We start from the raw sequence: 17,458 nt of genomic DNA, 5'->3' as shown, positions 1-17,458 counted from the left end.
TGACACGAATTTATTATACATTTGTTTTATTGAAAAAGCAATCCCGTCCGTTCGACTTTTTTAAGCGTCTTTGGCGCGAGTTCGTTACAATAGGGGAAGGGGGGAGAATGATGCAACGGCAACATCAGGAACAAAAACAAGTCCAACAACAGCAAATGACGCAAGATCTCGTTCAGCGTCTTCCGGTGCTTGAAGCGAACCGGGTCGCGCTGTCCTTTCGACTCGCCCGTCTATCGAGACATAATGCGCATGTCCATTTGGGGAACGGCAGCGTGGAATGGATTGCGGACGCGGCGGCCGGGTTTGAGGATCGATTGTTTGAACAGATCCAGGAAGGCAGCGGGTCGGAAGAAGAAAAACGTATCCAGCGTCAGCTCATCATGTTGCTCGACCATCGGGGATTTCTGCCGGAATCGAACGAACGCCTGGCGAACCGTCTGCAGGTCGATGTCGATCAAATTGAAAAGGCGAGGCAGGCTCTGTTGTTTCTCGAACCGACGGGGATTGGGTCGAGAACAGAGAAAGAATGCCAATATCGCCATGCCATCGAACACGATGACCCTCGCGTCGTCGACGTCTTCGAGGGATTGGCGCATGGCATCGAAACGATTGCAGCAAAACTCGGGATTTCGGAGGAAGAATTGAAGCGACTGGAACGTATCGTCGCGACCCTTCCGAAACGTCCTATATTATATGAAGAAACGAGTCATTTATTTCCGGAGGTTGAAGTTCAAATGATTCAAGGTAAGCGCGTCACGACGTGGTTCAGTCCGGAGCTCGATGTCTCAAGAGTCGGACAGGACAGCGAGGCGAAATGGTGGCTTGCTTCCCTCTCGATGCGAAACGAGACCCTTCGGGCGATTTGGCGCGTCATCGAGGAGCGGCAAGCCGAATGGATGAACGGCGAACTGATCCTTCATCCGCTTACGCGACGGGAAGTCGCCCGTGCCATCGGCAAGCATGAATCGACGGTCGGTCGGGCGGTGCAAGGAAAGATTGCCAAAACAGAGGGCGGAATGATGGAATGGCGGCATTTTTTCGTCCGTTCCACGGTGCATGGACATTCTCCGTTCATGATTAAACGAAAAATCGCGGAACTCCTTCAACACGAGACGTCTCCGCTCAGCGATCAGGCGATTGCCCACGAACTCGCCCGGTATGGATATAACGTGACACGGCGAACGGTGACGAATTATCGGGAGGAACTCGGGTTTGGCAACTCCCGTGAGCGTGAACGCCAGTTATGGAAAGGATGAAGAATGTGAAGTTAACATTATATAAACGTGAAAACTGTTCCCTTTGCGATGAAGCGGTTGTTATGCTGGAGTGGCTCCAGGAAGACTATCCGATTGAGCTTGAACAGATTGATATTACGGGAGATGAGGCGCTTGAGGCGGCCTACCTGTTCGAAATCCCTGTCCTTATACACGAAGGACAGGTCATCAGTCAAGGGCGATATGATGACAACAAAGTTGAAGATTTTGTTAAGTATACGCTTACATCGAAAAAAAACGTTTGAAGGGGTTGTCAGACGGAAAGGTGATTGATAAGATGAAGTCGTAGCGGTGGGACGCAAAAATAAAAGTGGGACAAAAGTTGTCCACAATGAAAGTCGAGGTGGGTTGAGTATGATCCAGCAACTGATTCACGTTCAGAAGCAAATCGTCCCTGACCTGCTCGATACGCTCCGACATCGTTACGATATCTTACACTATGTCCGCTTGATGCAGCCGATTGGCCGCAGGACATTGGCTACGAGCCTCGGGCTGACGGAACGGGTATTACGGAGAGAGGTCGACTTCTTGAAAGACCAAGGTCTACTCATGGTCGCCACTCAAGGAATTTCCCTTACCGAGTCAGGTCGAAACGTTTTGCGGGACTTGCACGAGATCATGGGAGAAATCCTAGGCATCTCAGAAGTGGCAAGAGAGCTCGAGCAAAAACTTGGTGTTCGCCAAGTCGTCATCGTACCGGGTGATTCAGATGAGACATTCTGGGTCCAGCGGGATATCGGCCGGGCAGCCGTCACGCAGCTGAAAGCGCGACTGGCACTGGACGACAATGTCATCGCGGTAACGGGCGGGACGACGATGGCTTCGGTCGCGGCAATGATGTCGCCCGACAAAAAAGAACGCCCGATGCATTTTGTGCCGGCACGCGGAGGTCTTGGTGAGACGCTTGAACTGCAAGCGAACACCGTCTGTTCACGAATGGCAGACCGGGCCAACGCTGACTATCACCTTCTACATATTCCGGATGAGGTGTCACAAGAAACATTCGAACGGATGGTAGAGGAACCTAGCATAAAAAATGTGCTGGAAATGATTAGAGCGGCGCGAATTGTGGTACATGGAATTGGTGAGGCGGAAACGATGGCAAAACGCCGTCACGCATCACCGGAGCATTTGCGGATGATTGAACGACACGACGCTGTCGCCGAGGCGTTTGGCTACTATTTCAACGCCGACGGAGAAATCGTTCATCGCGTCAAGACGGTCGGGATCCAATTGGAGGAGCTCGACGACATGGACGTCGTCATCGCAGTCGCCGGAGGAAAATCAAAGGCACAGGCAATCGCCGCTTATGCGAAACATACGTCGAACATCATCCTCGTCACAGATGAGGGTGCGGCGAAAGAATTATTAACTTGTTATTAAAGAGTTGACCCCCGTTGGCTCTTCAATAAATAGCTTCTACCCTAAGGAGGAAATTAACATGGCAGTAAAAGTTGGTATTAACGGATTTGGACGTATCGGTCGTTTGGCATTCCGCGAGATCATCAAAAACGAAGGAATCGAAGTTGTCGCAATCAACGATTTGACAGACACGAAGATGCTTGCTCACCTTCTCAAATACGACACAACACAAGGTCGTTTCGACGGAGAAGTTGAAGTACACGACGATCACTTCCTCGTAAACGGCGAGAAAGTCATCACACTTGCTAACCGCAACCCTGAAGAACTTCCATGGGGCGACCTCGGAGTAGACATCGTTCTCGAATGTACTGGATTCTTCACTTCGAAAGAAAAAGCTGAGCTTCACTTGAAAGCTGGCGCGAAGAAAGTTGTGATCTCGGCTCCTGCTACAGGTGACATGAAGACTGTTGTTTACAACACAAACCACGACATCCTCGATGGTTCTGAAACAGTCATCTCAGGTGCTTCTTGTACAACAAACTGCTTGGCACCAATGGCTAAAGTACTTCAAGACCAGTTCGGAATCGTTGAAGGTCTCATGACGACGATCCACGCTTACACTGGTGACCAAAACACGCTTGACGCGCCACACCCGAAAGGTGACTTCCGTCGTGCGCGTGCAGCAGCAGCGAACATCGTACCGAACACAACAGGTGCTGCGAAAGCAATCGGTCTCGTAATCCCAGAACTTCAAGGTAAACTTGACGGTGCTGCACAACGTGTACCAGTTGCTACAGGTTCACTCACTGAGCTCGTAACTGTACTCGACAAACAAGTATCTGTTGACGAAGTAAACGCGGCTATGAAAGCAGCAGCGAACGAATCATTCGGTTACACTGAAGACCAAATCGTATCTTCTGACATCGTCGGAATCACTTACGGTTCACTCTTCGATGCGACACAAACTAAAGTAATGACAGTTGGCGACAAGCAACTCGTTAAGACAGTTTCTTGGTACGACAACGAAATGTCATACACTGCACAATTGGTTCGCACACTCAAACACTTCGCTAACATCGCGAAGTAAGTTCGTGAACTAAATAGAACCAAATAGGAGCGGAAACAAGAGATTGTTCTCCGCTCTACTTATGAAATGACATGCACGACATATGGAGGCGAAAGTTATGAACAAACAGTCTATTCGTGACATCGATGTAAAAGGGAAACGCGTCTTTTGCCGCGTTGACTTCAACGTTCCACTCAAAGATGGCGTCATCCAAGACGAAACTCGGATCCAAGCAGCACTTCCAACGATCAAACACTTGATCGACGGTGGCGCGAAACTCGTCCTTGCGAGCCACCTTGGGCGTCCAAAAGGCGAGAAAAAATCGGAGTTCTCTCTTGCACCAGTAGCGAAGCGTCTCGCTGAGCTTCTCGGTAAAGATGTACCGCTCGTCGAAGAAGCATACGGTCCGGTCGCTGAAGAAGCGGTCGCTAAACTCTCTGAAGGCGATGTCGTCGTTTTAGAGAACGTTCGTTTCTACCCTGGTGAAACGAAAAACGACCCTGAACTCGCGAAAGGATTCGCAGCACTTGCTGACGTTTACGTCAACGACGCGTTCGGCGCGGCGCACCGTGCGCACGCTTCAACTGAAGGGATCGCACAGTACGTCGATACAGCCGTTGCCGGTCTTTTGATGGAGAAAGAACTTGAAGTACTCGGTAAAGCTCTTTCGAACCCGGACCGCCCATTCACGGCGATCATCGGTGGATCGAAAGTTGCTGACAAGATTGGGGTCATCGACCACCTTCTTGACATCGTTGACACACTCATCATCGGTGGCGGACTCTCGTACACGTTCTCGAAAGCACTCGGGCACGAAGTCGGAACGTCACTCCTTGAAGAGGACAAGCTAGACCTCGCTCGTCAATTCATGAAGAAAGCAGAAGACAAAGGCGTGAAATTCTTGATGCCTGTCGACTGTGTCATCACGAAAGAATTTGGCGAAGAAACGTATGTCGGCCCAGTCGATATCGACTCGATCCCAGCGGATCACATGGGTCTTGATATCGGACCGAAGACAGTCGAACTTTACGCGGATGCGATTCGCGAATCGAAACTTGTCGTTTGGAACGGACCGATGGGCGTATTCGAACTCGATAAATACGCGAACGGAACGAAAGGTGTCGCTCAAGCACTTGCAGACAGCGATGCATACTCAATCATCGGTGGTGGCGACTCAGCCGCTGCGGCAGCCAAGTTCGGCCTTGCTGACAAGATGAGTCACATCTCAACTGGTGGTGGCGCGTCACTCGAATTTATGGAAGGTAAAAAACTTCCAGGTGTCGAGGCGCTCAACGACAAGTAATCTAGAGGAGGGTTATCGATGCGTAAACCGATTATTGCAGGTAACTGGAAAATGAACAAAACGCTCTCGGAAGCTGTTGCTTTCGTGGACGAAGTAAAAAACAACATCCCGTCTACTGATAAAGTAGACGCGGCGATCGGTGCTCCGGCACTTTTCCTCGCACCAATGGTAGAAGCTGCTAAAGGGTCAAACTTGAAGCTTGGTGCACAAAACATGTACGACAAAGATAGCGGTGCCTACACTGGCGAAATCAGCCCAGTGATGCTCGCTGACCTTGATGTGACGTATGTCATCCTCGGTCACTCAGAACGCCGCGAATACTTCGGTGAATCCGATGCGTTCATCAACAGCAAAACGAAAAAAGCGTTCGAACACGGTCTTACGCCAATCGTTTGTGTCGGTGAAACACTCGAGGAGCGCGAAGGCGGCAAGTTCGAAGAAGTCATCAAAACACAAGTCGAAGGCGGTCTCGCTGACCTCTCTGCTGACCAGGTCAAACAACTCGTCATCGCGTATGAGCCAGTTTGGGCAATCGGTACAGGTAAATCAGCAGATGAAGCTGACGCACAAAGCTCTTGCAAATATGTTCGTGACGTGGTGAAAGGTCTTTACGGTGAAGACGTGGCGGCTGCAGTACGCATCCAATACGGCGGATCAGTAAAACCTGAGAACATTAAAGAGTATATGGCGCAAGAAGACATCGACGGCGCACTCGTCGGCGGTGCTTCACTCGAAGCCGCTTCGTTCCTTAAATTGTTGGAGGCGATTTAAATGGCTAGACCAGTCGCCCTCATCATCTTAGATGGTTTCGGTATGCGGGACGAATCTTACGGTAACGCGGTCATGGCTGCGGACAAACCGAACTTCGACCGTTACTGGGAGCAGTATCCACATACGCTCTTAAACGCAAAAGGCGAGTACGTCGGTCTTCCGGAAGGACAGATGGGGAACTCGGAAGTCGGTCACTTGAACATCGGTGCCGGCCGGGTCGTCTATCAGTCACTCTCACGCGTCAACAACGCGATTCAAGACCGTTCGTTCTTCGACCGTCAGGCGATGAACCATTTGGCAGGACATGTGAAGAAGTATGATTCGAGCCTCCACATCATGGGTCTCGTCTCAGATGGCGGGATTCACTCGCACATCAAACACATGTATGCCGTCGTTGAGTTCGCGAAACTCCACGGCATTGAAAAAGTGTACATTCACGCGTTCACGGACGGCCGTGACTGTGATCCGAAGTCAGGGGCTGGTTTCCTCAAGGAAACAGAAGAGAAGCTCGCTGAACTCGGTGTCGGTCAAGTCGCTAGCGTGTCTGGCCGCTACTATGCCATGGACCGCGACAACCGTTGGGAGCGCGTCGAGAAAGTATACGACGTCCTTGTAAACGGAAAAGGCGAAGTCGGTACGGACCCAGTCGAGGTTCTCAAGAAGTCGTATGAGAACGATTTGACGGATGAGTTCGTCTTACCGACAGTCATCGAAAAAGATGGCAAGCCGGTCGCAACGATCTCTGACAACGACGCAATCATGTTCTTCAACTTCCGTCCGGACCGGGCGATCCAGTTGTCGAAAGTGTTCAAAGAGAAAGCTGGATTCGAAGGCTTCACACTCTCTGAAAACCATCCTGAGAACCTTCTCCTCGTCTCGATGACGAAGTACTCAGATGACATCGACACGGATATCGTCTTCCCACCGGAAGATTTGAAAAACACACTTGGGGAAACACTGTCTGCGCAAGGATATAAACAGCTCCGCGCTGCAGAAACAGAGAAATACCCACACGTCACGTTCTTCTTGAACGGACAAAAAGAAAAACCATTTGAAGGCGAGGATCGTCTCCTCATCCCTTCACCGAAAGTCGCGACTTACGACCTTCAACCTGAAATGAGCGCGTACGAGCTCACGGACGGATTGCTTGAGCGTATTGAGTCGGATGAGTACGACGCGTACATCATCAACTTCGCGAACCCGGATATGGTTGGACACTCAGGTAAGCTCGAACCGACGAAAAAAGCGGTCGAAGCGGTCGACGAGTGCCTCGGTAAAGTAGTGGACGCACTCCTTGCTAAAGGCGGCGCAGCGATCATCACGGCTGACCACGGGAACGCAGACATCGTCACGAACCCGGACGGCTCACCGATGACGGCGCACACAACGGAACCTGTTCCGTGTATCGTCACACAGGAAGGACTCGAATTGAAGCCGAAATTAGAAGGCGCACTTTGCGACCTCGCCCCGACGCTTCTCGACCTTCTCGGAGCAGACCAGCCGACTGAAATGACTGGTTCATCAATCGTTACGAAGTAACCTAAATTAGTTTTCATACGAAAAGGAGCGAATCAATATGTCAATGATTACAGAAATTTATGCACGCGAGATTTTAGACTCACGTGGTAACCCATCAGTAGAAGTAGAAGTCTTCACAGAAGACGGCGGTTTCGGCCGTGCCCTCGTCCCATCAGGCGCATCAACAGGTGAGCACGAAGCAGTTGAGCTTCGCGATGGCGACAAGTCACGTTACCTCGGTAAAGGTGTCTTGAAAGCAGTTGCGAACGTGAACGACACGATCGCACCAGAACTCATCGGCTACGATGTATTCGACCAAAACGCAATCGATGCGAAAATGATCGAACTCGATGGTACGCCAAACAAAGCGAAGCTTGGTGCGAACGCAATCCTCGGTGTGTCAATGGCAGCCGCTCACGCAGCAGCAGATGAGCTCGGTCTCCCACTTTACACTTACCTCGGTGGATTCAACGCGAAGACACTTCCAACACCAATGATGAACATCATCAACGGTGGTTCGCACGCGGACAACAACGTGGACTTCCAAGAGTTCATGATCATGCCTGTTGGCGCGCCAACATTCCGTGAAGCGCTCCGTATGGGTGCTGAAGTATTCCACGCCCTCAAATCAGTTCTTTCTGGTATGGGTCTTAACACAGCTGTTGGTGACGAAGGTGGTTTCGCACCAAACTTGAAGTCTAACGAAGAAGCGATCACTGTTATCCTTGAAGCGATCGAAAAAGCTGGTTACAAACCAGGTGAAGACGTCTACCTCGCAATGGACGTTGCATCTTCTGAGTTCTACGACAAAGCAACTGGTAAATACGAACTCGCTGGCGAAGGCAAGTCACTCTCAACTGCTGAGCTTGTAGACTTCTACGCTGAGCTCGTTGACAAATACCCAATCCTCTCAATCGAAGACGGTTGCGACGAAAACGACTGGGATGGCCACAAACTTCTCACTGAGAAAATCGGTAACAAAGTTCAACTCGTTGGGGATGACCTCTTCGTAACGAACACAGCGAAACTCGCTGAAGGGATCGAAAAAGGAATCGCAAACTCGATCCTCATCAAAGTTAACCAAATCGGTACGCTCACAGAAACATTCGACGCGATCGAAATGGCTAAAAAAGCTGGTTACACAGCAGTTGTCTCACACCGTTCTGGTGAAACAGAAGACGCAACAATCGCTGACATCGCGGTTGCGACAAACGCTGGACAAATCAAAACTGGTTCACTTTCACGTACAGACCGTATCGCGAAGTACAACCAACTTCTCCGCATCGAAGACATGCTCGGCGATGTAGCGAAATACGACGGCATCAAGTCGTTCTACAACCTCAAAAAATAATTGATTATTTTCAGGCTCACCGTTACGGTGGGCCTGTTTTTTTGGACTTTAGAGATGGAAGCCTTCGGACGAATAAACAGGCATGCAAACTCTATTATTTGGGAATAGGGATAGTAGAGAATTCCATAGGGGGCGATTGCGATGATGATGCTCGGTCTGATTTTGCTGCTCGCATTCATTGGACTTGGGATCCTGTACGCTTATCACTCTAGAGAGGATAAGGATGACGATTGGTCGTGACGGTGACGTCACGACTTTTTCGTGTATGAATCGCCCGACATTGGGTATACTCTCTACATACTGAGTAAAGGGGCCATGCTTATGACACGTGTACGAAAAGCCATCATCCCAGCCGCCGGTCTTGGCACCCGCTTCCTTCCTGCGACGAAGGCGATGCCAAAAGAGATGCTCCCGATCGTCAACAAGCCGGCCATCCAATTCATCGTGGAAGAGGCGGTCGCCTCGGGGATTGAAGACATCATCATCGTCACCGGGAAGAACAAACGGGCGATCGAGGACCACTTCGACCGCGCGCTCGGCCTCGAACAAAATCTCGAGGCGAGAGGGAAGACGGCGCTTCTTGAGGCGGTGCGTCATTCGACGAACTTGGCGAACATTCACTACATACGCCAGCAGGAGCCGAAAGGCCTCGGTCATGCGATATGGTGTGCCCGCAAGTTTATCGGGGACGAGCCGTTCGCCGTCTTACTCGGGGATGACATCGTGGAGGCGGACGTTCCGGCGACCCGTCAGTTGATGGACCAATACGAACAATACCACCGCTCCATCATCGGGGTGCAGCGCGTCCCGTATGAAATGACCAAGCGATATGGTATAATTGACCCGCTTGCCGTCGACGGGAGGCTCATCCCGGTCCGGACTTTCATTGAAAAGCCGCCGGTCGAGGAGGCCCCATCGAACTTTGCGATTCTCGGGCGCTACATTTTGGAGCCGGACGTCTTCAAGGCGTTATCGGACCAGGTGGCGGACGACAGCGGGGAGATTCAATTGACGGATGCGATCGCGCGCTTGAACGAACAACAGACGGTTTACGCCTATGAGTTCGACGGACGTCGCTACGACGTCGGTGAACCGATCGGGTATGTCGAAACGGTCATCGCCCATGCGCTCAGCGATCCAGCTTTAAAAGATGACGTCCACGCGTTGTTGAAACGCTTCGTGGACGAACTTGATCAATAGTAAGGTGTGTTTCTTTTGAAAACAATGCTTATGGTGTGTCAAAACTATTATCCGGAGATCGGCAGTGCCGGCAACCGGATGCAAAACATCACGCACTTGATGAGACAGCGCGGGTATGAAGTCGAGGTCATCACGGCCGCCCCTTCGTACCCGAGCTTTGATATGTATCAGGACGACCGCTTCTGGAATGATGATGAGCTGAACGACCAACCGTTCATCAAACGACTCATCACGAAGAAGCGGAAGCATACGTCGAACATGGTCAGCCGGCTGTTCCTGTTTCTCGAACAGATGGTACGGGGAGTCGGGGCGGTCCGCCGACTCGAATTGAAGCCAGACGTCGTGTTTGCGACGACCCCGTCTTTTTTTATGGCGTTCGTCGGTGTCTATGCGAAACGAAAATATAAGGTCCCGTTCATCCTGGACGTCCGCGACCTCTGGCCGGAGTCGGTGAAAGGGGTCGGTGTGTTCAAGCACGACTGGGTGCTCGCGCCGGCGTTTTGGTTCGAGAAACGATTGTACCGGGCGGCCGATGAGATCATCATCAACTCGGAAGGTTTCCGGAGCTACCTGCGTCAGCGCGGGGTGCCGAACGAAAAGATTCACTATATGCCGAACTCGATTCGAAAAGAGGAGCGGGAGCTCGAGCGGACGATCCCGCCGGACGACCGGATGGAAATCTTGTACGCCGGGAATATGGGACTTGCTCAAGACGTGTCGCTCTTACTCGAACTTGCAGAGCGATTCCGTGACGAGCCGCGCGTCCATTTCAAACTGATCGGCTACGGCTACCGGAAGGACGCCTTGAAACAGACAATCAAGGACCGCGGCTTCCAAAACTTCTTATTCTTAGAGGCGATGCCACGGACGGAGGCGTTTCAGGCGATCAAGAATGCGGACGTCGCGTTCGTCAGTCTGATCGAACAGGAAGTGTTCGATACGGTCATTCCTGGGAAGCTCATCGACTATATGGCGGTCGGAAAACCAATCGTCGCGGCGGTGTCAGGCCATGCGGCGGACGTCATCGAAGCGGCGGAAGTCGGATTCGTCTCGCAAAAACGCGACATCGAGGAAATCGAGCGGATGCTCCGGAAGTTGCTTGAACGACCGGACTTGCGTGAATCGCTCGGCGCGAACGGAATCCGTTATGTGAAAGAAAACTTGTGTTGGGAAGAGAATATCGACGTGCTCGACCACGTCGTACAACAGTTAGTGATGGAGGAAACACGATGAAGTCAGTATGTATGTTTGTATGGAACCATTTTACGAATGATGCGCGCGTCCTTCGCGAATGCTCGGCACTCGCCGAGGCAGGGTATGAAGTCGATTTGATCGCGCTCCAGGACCCGAAAAACAAATCACTTCCGAAAGAAGAGATGCGTCCGGAAGGCTTCCGCGTCATCCGCGTGAAACGTCAGCCGTCGATTCTTGTCAACGCGCTCAAGTTCGCGAAGAAGTCGTACCAATGGGTGAACGAGAAGCGCACGCGTCAAATCGGTGCCGGTCTTGCCGGTGCGGGTTTGTTCCTGCTCGCACCGATTGCGATGCTCGCGATTGGGGCAGCCGTCGGTACCGTCTTGTTGCCACAGGTCCGTAAGCAGATCGTCAATGCGAGCGCGATGCTCGAGATGGTGTTCGCTTCGACGAAGAAATCGTATGATTTCTACCACGCGAACGACTTGAACACGCTCCCGCAGGCACTCCTCGCAGGGAAAGTGTTCAACAAAGGCCGGATCGTCTATGATTCGCACGAGGTACAGACGGACCGTACCGGTTACGGCTATATTCAAAGTAACCTCGAGGGCTGGCTCTTGCCGTTCGTCGATACAATGATGGTCGAGAACCACACGCGTGCGGCCCATAACGAAGAGTTGTACGGATTCTACCCGTACGTGCTCCACAACTACCCGTTCTATCGTCCGCTCGACTTCTCGCTCCGTAAGGACTTGCATGCGCTCCTCGACTTGCCAAAAGACGAGAAGATCCTCTTGTACCAGGGCGGGATCCAGGCGGGACGCGGCTTAGAGCAGCTCGTGCTCGCGGCAAAAGACTTTAAAGAAGGGACGCTCGTCATGATCGGGGACGGGAAACTCAAACCGACGATTCAACAGTTGATCGAGACGGAAGGCGTCGGCGACCGTGTCAAGATGATTGACAAAGTACCGGTCGAGGCGTTACCGTACTATACGATGAACGCCTATCTCGGCTTCCAAGTGTTGAACAACGTCTGTTTCAACCACTATTCGGCCTCTTCGAACAAGCTGTTCGAATATTTGATGGCCGAAGTGCCGGTCGTCTCATGCGATTTCCCTGAAATCGAGCGCGTCGTCGCCGGAAATGACGTCGGGGTGCTCGTCGACTCGCACGATCCGAAGTCGATCGCAGACGGCGTCAACCGAATGATTGAAGATCAAGCACTCTATGCGCGTGTCAAAGAGAACACGAAGACCGCGCGTGAGAAATATAACTGGGATTTGGAAAAAGAGGCACTCTTGAACGTCTACGCGGATGCCGCGGAGCGGAAGTTGCCGATTATGAAAGACGGTGCGCCAAAGCCAGTACAAGCATAAGACTGCGGCTTTGGCCGCGGTCTTTTTTCTGTGAAGGGAGGAAGTATGATGAAACGTCAACAGCAACACCTGTTGCGCCAGCAAGTGTGGCGCAAGTTACAATCGATTTCATTGAAGGACATCATGTGGATCATCGGGGGCTCGTTCATCCTGTCGTTCGGGGTGAACTACTTCACCGTACCGAATGATTTCTCGGAAGGCGGCCTGCTCGGGGTCACCATCATTTTGTACTACTTGTTCGGATGGGACCTCGGGGTCACGTCGATCATCGGGAACGGACTGCTCTTCATCGTCGGCTATAAGCTACTCGACCGCAGGACGATGGTCTATTCGGTGGTTGCGGTCGTCTCGACATCATTCTTCCTCAGCCTGACACACAACTGGGGCAGCCCGACCGAGGACAAACTGCTCGCGGCCGTTTATGCTGGGATCTTGATCGGTGTCGGGATCGGCATGGTGCTCCGTGTCGGCGGGACGACCGGCGGCGGGGTCATCATCGCCCGCCTCATGGAGCGGTATCTCCACTTGAGCGTCGCTGTCTCGATGTTCATCATCGATGCCATCGTCGTCGGGACATCCGGTTTCTTCCTCGGGGAGCAGGTCGTCCTCTATACGCTCATCGCCATCATCATCGGCTCATGGGTCATCGACCTCGTCGCCGAGGGTCTCAACATCCGGAAGGCCGTCACGATCATCAGCGACAAACAGGAAGAGCTTGCCGTCGTCTTGACGGAGACGCTCGGACGTTCGGCCACGATCATCCACGGTCACGGCTATTATACGAAGCAGGATAAGAACATGCTGTATATGATCGTCGACAAGCGTCAAATCGGTCCGCTCAAAAAAATCGTCCAAGTGACGGACGACCGTGCCTTCGTCGTCATCCACCAGGTGAAAGAAGTCATCGGGGAAGGGTTCAGCTATCCGTCCCGATAATTTGAATGCTGGTGTTTTATTGATAACTTCTATATAATAATAAGCGTGTAAATAGAAGGAGGAACTGACTACTATGCAAACGATCGCTACAATCAGCCTACTCGTCGTGGCTGTCTTATTGATTGTCGTCGTACTGCTCATGTCAGGTCGGTCGCAAGGTCTTGGAGCGATTGCAGGTGGCGCGGAGCAGTTGTTCGGACGCCAGAAAGCACGCGGCTTCGATGCTGTTTTGAACCGGACTGCAGCTGTACTAGGCACTTTGTTTTTCATTTTAGGATTACTAGTCGCATCATTCTAATGATAGGCTGATCGTTCTCGATTTTACGTGAGGCGGTCAGCTTTTGTTTTTTTGGATTATTTTTTGGGAATAATGTAGATACGAGGAGTTGACGTAGGAAATGAAAGTGACTGCACCGAAACCGTTCTTCTTCGAGGGCGGACCACGTGCCGTGTTGATGTTGCATGGCTTTACCGGATCGAGCGCGGATGTCCGCATGCTCGGTCGTTTCCTTCAAAAAGAAGGCTATACTTGTATGGGACCGATCTATCGTGGTCATGCCGTCCCGCCGGAAGAACTGCTTCAATACGGACCGAAAGATTGGTGGGAGGACGTCTTGAACGCCTACCAGTCGCTCAAAGACAAAGGATATGAAGAAATCGTCGTCTGCGGACTCTCGCTCGGCGGCGTCATGTCGCTCCGTCTCGCCGAGGAGAAAGACGTGATGGCGGTCATCCCGATGTGCGCACCGACGGGAATCGATGCCGAGGACCGCTTGTATAAAGGAGTCCAGGCATATGCCCGAGAATATAAGGGAAGAGAAGAGAAGTCGCCGGAACAGATCGAGCAGGAAATGGCGGAATTCAAGCCGATGCCGACGCTCAAAGATCTCCGTGCCTTCGTCCGCGACACGGCGTCGAAGCTCGAGGACATCTTCGTCCCGACACTCGTCATCCAAGGCGCCAAAGACGACATGATCGACATTCGATCAGCCGATCAAATTTACGAGGCGGTCAACACGTTCCAAAAAGAGTTGCTCATGTATGAGAACTCGGGGCATGTGATCACGCTCGACAAAGAAAAAGAGAAACTGCACCAGGACGTGCTCGATTTTCTCGAAACGTTACACTGGTCAGTGTAAAAAGGAGGTGTCACGTTGAATTTACGTGACCGCATTACAGAGGTCCTCGAGTCCAGCGAAAAAGCGCTGAGCGTGGACCAACTGACCGAGCGCTTACAGCTCGAGTCAACGGATGATTTTAAAGAACTCATCCGCACATTGAACGCCCTCGAAGAAGAGGGCGCCATCGGCCGGACGCGGACGAACCGTTACGGGACGCTCGCTTCACTCGGCCAAGTATCAGGAATCATCTCGATCCACCAGCGTGGGTTCGGATTCCTATCGGTCGAAGGGGAAACAGAAGACGTCTTCTTACCGGCCGACCAATTGAAAGACGTTTACCACGGGGACACGATCCTCGTCAAAAAACGCGAGGACAACCGGGGCAAGACCGAAGGGGTTCTGTTGAAGGTGTTGAAGCGTGGGCTCTCCGAGTTCGTCGGGACGTATACGCTCCCGAGCGGACGTCTCGACCAGTTCGCCTTCATCGAGCCGGACGACAAGCGCATCAACTTCTGGCCGGTCGTCAACCCGGAGAAGTCACTCGGTGCCGTCGACGGACATAAAGTCGTCGTGCGCATCACGAAGTATCCGGACGGACGCTTCGCCGGTGCCTGTGACGTCGTCCGCATCATCGGGCATAAGAACGACCCAGGTGTCGACATCTTGTCGATCGTCTACAAGCACGGCATCCCGACGGAGTTCCCGGAGGACGTGATCGCTCAGGCGAACGCCGTGCCGGACGAAGTCGATGAGAAAGACTTGATCGGCCGCGTCGACCTTCGTGACGAGACAATCTTCACGATCGACGGCGAAGACGCCAAAGACTTGGACGATGCCGTCCACGTCAAAAAACTCGATAACGGCAACTACGAGCTCGGTGTCCATATCGCCGACGTTTCGCATTACGTGAAAGAGGGCTCGCCGCTTGACGTCGAGGCGCTCGAGCGCGGGACGAGTGTGTATCTCGTCGACCGCGTCATTCCGATGCTGCCACACCGACTCTCGAACGGGATCTGTTCCCTCAACCCGCACGTCAACCGCTTGACGCTCAGCTGCGTCATGGAGATCTCCCCGCAAAACGGGAAGGTCGTCAGCCATGACCTGTTCCCGAGTGTCATCAAGACGACGGAGCGGATGACGTATACGAACGTCCGTGAGATCATCGAGCGCGATGACGAGGAGACGTTGAAAAAGTACGAGCCGTTCATCGGTGAGTTCGACCTCATGGCCGAGCTCGCGGAAGTCCTCCGGAAACGACGCAACTCGCGCGGTGCCATCAACTTCGATTTCGCCGAGGCGAAAGTCGTCGTCAACGAGGAAGGGAAGCCGGCGGATATCGTGCTTCGTCCACGTTCGGTCGCCGAGAAGTTGATCGAGGAGTTCATGCTCGCGGCCAACGAGACGGTCGCCGAACATTTCCACAAGATGGACGTGCCGTTCATCTATCGTGTCCACGACAATCCGAAACCGGACAAGCTCGACTTCTTCTTCGACTTCGTCGCAAACTTCGGCATTCACATCGAACGCTTCAAAGGACAGACGGTCGAACCGAAGACGCTTCAAAAAATCTTGAAGGCGATCGACGGGGAGCCGGAAGAGCCGGTCATCAGCACGATCATGCTTCGCTCGATGCAACAGGCGAAATATGACGACGTGTCGCTCGGTCACTTCGGACTCGCGACGGACTTCTATACGCACTTCACGTCACCGATCCGTCGTTATCCGGACTTGATCGTGCACCGTCTCATGCGCACGTACGTCTTCAACAACGATTTATCGGAGAAGACGATTGCGAAGTACGAGGACCGTCTCGGGGCGATTGCCGAACAGGCATCGAAACGGGAACGTCGTTCGGTCGACGCAGAGCGCGAGACACAGGCGCTCAAGAAAGCCGAATACATGGAAGCCCATCTCGGTGAAGAGTTCGATGGTGTCGTCGCCGGCGTCACGAACTTCGGGATGTTCATCGAGCTTCCGAATACGATTGAAGGGCTCGTTCGTCTTCAGTCGATGGATGACTATTACCACTTCGACGAATCACAGCTCATGCTGCTCGGGGAGCGGACAAAACGTCAGTTCCGGATCGGGGACGCCGTCCGTGTCAAAGTCGACGCCGTCAATCTAGACGAGCGGACGATTGACTTCACGGTCGTCGGCATGCCGAAACGGGAACCGTCAAGCCGTCGCCAACCGACGACGATTAAAGCAAAAGGCGGTCGTCCGAAGAAGGACGAGAAAGACCGTCGTGGCGGTCGCGGTCGGGACGACAAGAAGAAGCGCGGCAAACCAGGAAGACCTGGGAAGCCGGGTAAACCAGGTGAGAAACCGAAACGTGACGGGGAGAAGTCTTCCCAAGGCCGTTCGGCACTCGACCTGAAGAAGAAAGACAAGCATAAACGAAAAGGCGACGCCAAACGAGGTGCGAAGAAGCGTCGCTGACGGGGAAGGGCTCGTCCCTTCCTCCGTATCTTGTAGATAAAGGACTGAATGTGTATGGCCAAGAAGAAAGATTCGAACGCACTCGCCCAAAACCGCAAGGCGTCCTTCGATTACGCGATCGAAGATACGATTGAGGCGGGCATGGTGCTCACAGGGACGGAAATCAAGTCGGTCCGTCAATCGAAGATCAACATCGCGGATGCGTACGTCCGGTTCGACGGGGGCGAGGCGACGCTTCACAACTGTCATATCAGCCCGTTCGAACAGGGGAACCGCTTCAACCACGACCCACTCCGCGTCCGAAAGCTATTGTTGCATAAGAAGCAAATCAATCAGCTCATCGGGGCATCAGGGCGTGACGGCTACACGATCATCCCGCTCAAAGTGTATATCAAGAACGGGTTCGCCAAGTGCCTGCTCGGCGTCGGAAAAGGGAAGAAGAAGTACGACAAACGAGAGGACTTGAAGAAGAAAGACGCGAAGCGTGACGTCGACCGTGCGATGCGCGATCGGCAAAAATACTGACAACGAATCCTAATTGTGGTAT

16 protein-coding genes are annotated in these 17,458 nt (G+C 52.7%); all 16 read left to right on the top strand.

Features of this window, described 5'->3' with window-relative positions:
* Window positions 1-110: 110 nt before the first annotated feature.
* The 16 genes from KNP03_RS03265 (at window position 111) to smpB (ending at window position 17,436) form a co-directional block, all read left to right on the top strand.
* Window positions 111-1,256, top strand: coding sequence for an RNA polymerase factor sigma-54 (locus KNP03_RS03265; RefSeq protein WP_214825219.1), 1,146 nt, complete (start codon window positions 111-113; stop codon window positions 1,254-1,256).
* Window positions 1,253-1,519, top strand: a complete 267-nt coding sequence (locus KNP03_RS03260) for a glutaredoxin family protein (RefSeq protein ID WP_214826221.1) — start codon at window positions 1,253-1,255, stop codon at window positions 1,517-1,519. The genes KNP03_RS03265 and KNP03_RS03260 overlap by 4 nt, the downstream gene beginning before the upstream one ends.
* Before the next feature lie 109 nt (window positions 1,520-1,628).
* On the top strand, window positions 1,629-2,657 hold the full coding sequence (locus tag KNP03_RS03255; RefSeq protein ID WP_214825216.1) for a sugar-binding transcriptional regulator: 1,029 nt from the start codon (window positions 1,629-1,631) through the stop codon (window positions 2,655-2,657).
* Window positions 2,658-2,715: 58 nt separating this feature from the next.
* Window positions 2,716-3,723: a type I glyceraldehyde-3-phosphate dehydrogenase gene (gene gap / locus KNP03_RS03250; protein ID WP_214825213.1), complete on the top strand. Its 1,008-nt coding sequence runs from the start codon at window positions 2,716-2,718 to the stop codon at window positions 3,721-3,723.
* Between the two features lie 97 nt (window positions 3,724-3,820).
* Entirely contained in the window at window positions 3,821-5,005 is a 1,185-nt protein-coding gene (locus KNP03_RS03245) for a phosphoglycerate kinase (protein WP_214825210.1), read from the top strand.
* An 18-nt stretch (window positions 5,006-5,023) separates the two neighbouring features.
* Window positions 5,024-5,776 (top strand): triose-phosphate isomerase, encoded by a 753-nt coding sequence (tpiA, locus tag KNP03_RS03240; RefSeq protein ID WP_214825207.1) that lies wholly within the window; start codon window positions 5,024-5,026, stop codon window positions 5,774-5,776.
* Window positions 5,777-7,315, top strand: coding sequence for a 2,3-bisphosphoglycerate-independent phosphoglycerate mutase (gene gpmI, locus KNP03_RS03235; RefSeq protein ID WP_214825205.1), 1,539 nt, complete (start codon window positions 5,777-5,779; stop codon window positions 7,313-7,315).
* A 37-nt stretch (window positions 7,316-7,352) separates the two neighbouring features.
* On the top strand, window positions 7,353-8,645 hold the full coding sequence (eno, locus tag KNP03_RS03230; protein WP_214825203.1) for a phosphopyruvate hydratase: 1,293 nt from the start codon (window positions 7,353-7,355) through the stop codon (window positions 8,643-8,645).
* A gap of 321 nt (window positions 8,646-8,966) precedes the next feature.
* Entirely contained in the window at window positions 8,967-9,845 is an 879-nt protein-coding gene (galU, locus tag KNP03_RS03225; RefSeq protein WP_214825201.1) for a UTP--glucose-1-phosphate uridylyltransferase GalU, read from the top strand.
* 24 nt (window positions 9,846-9,869) lie between these two features.
* The gene (locus KNP03_RS03220; RefSeq protein ID WP_240544464.1) at window positions 9,870-11,078 is read left to right on the top strand and encodes a glycosyltransferase family 4 protein; all 1,209 of its coding nucleotides are present in this window, start codon (window positions 9,870-9,872) and stop codon (window positions 11,076-11,078) included.
* Window positions 11,075-12,415 (top strand): glycosyltransferase, encoded by a 1,341-nt coding sequence (locus KNP03_RS03215; RefSeq protein WP_214825197.1) that lies wholly within the window; start codon window positions 11,075-11,077, stop codon window positions 12,413-12,415. Before KNP03_RS03220 ends, KNP03_RS03215 begins: the two co-directional genes overlap by 4 nt.
* Before the next feature lie 48 nt (window positions 12,416-12,463).
* On the top strand, window positions 12,464-13,351 hold the full coding sequence (locus KNP03_RS03210) for a YitT family protein (protein WP_214825194.1): 888 nt from the start codon (window positions 12,464-12,466) through the stop codon (window positions 13,349-13,351).
* A 73-nt stretch (window positions 13,352-13,424) separates the two neighbouring features.
* Window positions 13,425-13,649, top strand: coding sequence for a preprotein translocase subunit SecG (gene secG / locus KNP03_RS03205; RefSeq protein ID WP_214825180.1), 225 nt, complete (start codon window positions 13,425-13,427; stop codon window positions 13,647-13,649).
* A gap of 100 nt (window positions 13,650-13,749) precedes the next feature.
* On the top strand, window positions 13,750-14,490 hold the full coding sequence (locus KNP03_RS03200) for an alpha/beta hydrolase (RefSeq protein WP_214825177.1): 741 nt from the start codon (window positions 13,750-13,752) through the stop codon (window positions 14,488-14,490).
* 15 nt (window positions 14,491-14,505) lie between these two features.
* Window positions 14,506-16,911: a ribonuclease R gene (gene rnr, locus KNP03_RS03195; protein ID WP_214825174.1), complete on the top strand. Its 2,406-nt coding sequence runs from the start codon at window positions 14,506-14,508 to the stop codon at window positions 16,909-16,911.
* Window positions 16,912-16,965: 54 nt separating this feature from the next.
* Window positions 16,966-17,436 (top strand): SsrA-binding protein SmpB, encoded by a 471-nt coding sequence (gene smpB, locus KNP03_RS03190; RefSeq protein WP_012726899.1) that lies wholly within the window; start codon window positions 16,966-16,968, stop codon window positions 17,434-17,436.
* Window positions 17,437-17,458 lie beyond the last annotated feature (22 nt).

Origin of the sequence: Exiguobacterium algae (genome assembly GCF_018617875.1) — a bacterium.
Lineage (GTDB): Bacteria > Bacillota > Bacilli > Exiguobacteriales > Exiguobacteriaceae > Exiguobacterium > Exiguobacterium algae.
The sequence above is the reverse complement of the archived record's forward strand: the minus strand, read 5'-3'. Positions and strand labels throughout refer to the sequence as shown.

Excerpts from the sequence above, each read along its gene's own strand:
- KNP03_RS03265 (WP_214825219.1), top strand. The coding sequence starts at position 111 with ATGCAACGGCAACATCAGGAACAAAAACAAGTCCAACAACAGCAAATG.
- KNP03_RS03260 (WP_214826221.1), top strand. The coding sequence starts at position 1,253 with ATGAAGAATGTGAAGTTAACATTATATAAACGTGAAAACTGTTCCCTT.
- KNP03_RS03255 (WP_214825216.1), top strand. The coding sequence starts at position 1,629 with ATGATCCAGCAACTGATTCACGTTCAGAAGCAAATCGTCCCTGACCTG.
- gap (WP_214825213.1), top strand. The coding sequence starts at position 2,716 with ATGGCAGTAAAAGTTGGTATTAACGGATTTGGACGTATCGGTCGTTTG.
- KNP03_RS03245 (WP_214825210.1), top strand. The coding sequence starts at position 3,821 with ATGAACAAACAGTCTATTCGTGACATCGATGTAAAAGGGAAACGCGTC.
- tpiA (WP_214825207.1), top strand. The coding sequence starts at position 5,024 with ATGCGTAAACCGATTATTGCAGGTAACTGGAAAATGAACAAAACGCTC.
- gpmI (WP_214825205.1), top strand. The coding sequence starts at position 5,777 with ATGGCTAGACCAGTCGCCCTCATCATCTTAGATGGTTTCGGTATGCGG.
- eno (WP_214825203.1), top strand. The coding sequence starts at position 7,353 with ATGTCAATGATTACAGAAATTTATGCACGCGAGATTTTAGACTCACGT.
- galU (WP_214825201.1), top strand. The coding sequence starts at position 8,967 with ATGACACGTGTACGAAAAGCCATCATCCCAGCCGCCGGTCTTGGCACC.
- KNP03_RS03220 (WP_240544464.1), top strand. The coding sequence starts at position 9,870 with ATGCTTATGGTGTGTCAAAACTATTATCCGGAGATCGGCAGTGCCGGC.
- KNP03_RS03215 (WP_214825197.1), top strand. The coding sequence starts at position 11,075 with ATGAAGTCAGTATGTATGTTTGTATGGAACCATTTTACGAATGATGCG.
- KNP03_RS03210 (WP_214825194.1), top strand. The coding sequence starts at position 12,464 with ATGAAACGTCAACAGCAACACCTGTTGCGCCAGCAAGTGTGGCGCAAG.
- secG (WP_214825180.1), top strand. The coding sequence starts at position 13,425 with ATGCAAACGATCGCTACAATCAGCCTACTCGTCGTGGCTGTCTTATTG.
- KNP03_RS03200 (WP_214825177.1), top strand. The coding sequence starts at position 13,750 with ATGAAAGTGACTGCACCGAAACCGTTCTTCTTCGAGGGCGGACCACGT.
- smpB (WP_012726899.1), top strand. The coding sequence starts at position 16,966 with ATGGCCAAGAAGAAAGATTCGAACGCACTCGCCCAAAACCGCAAGGCG.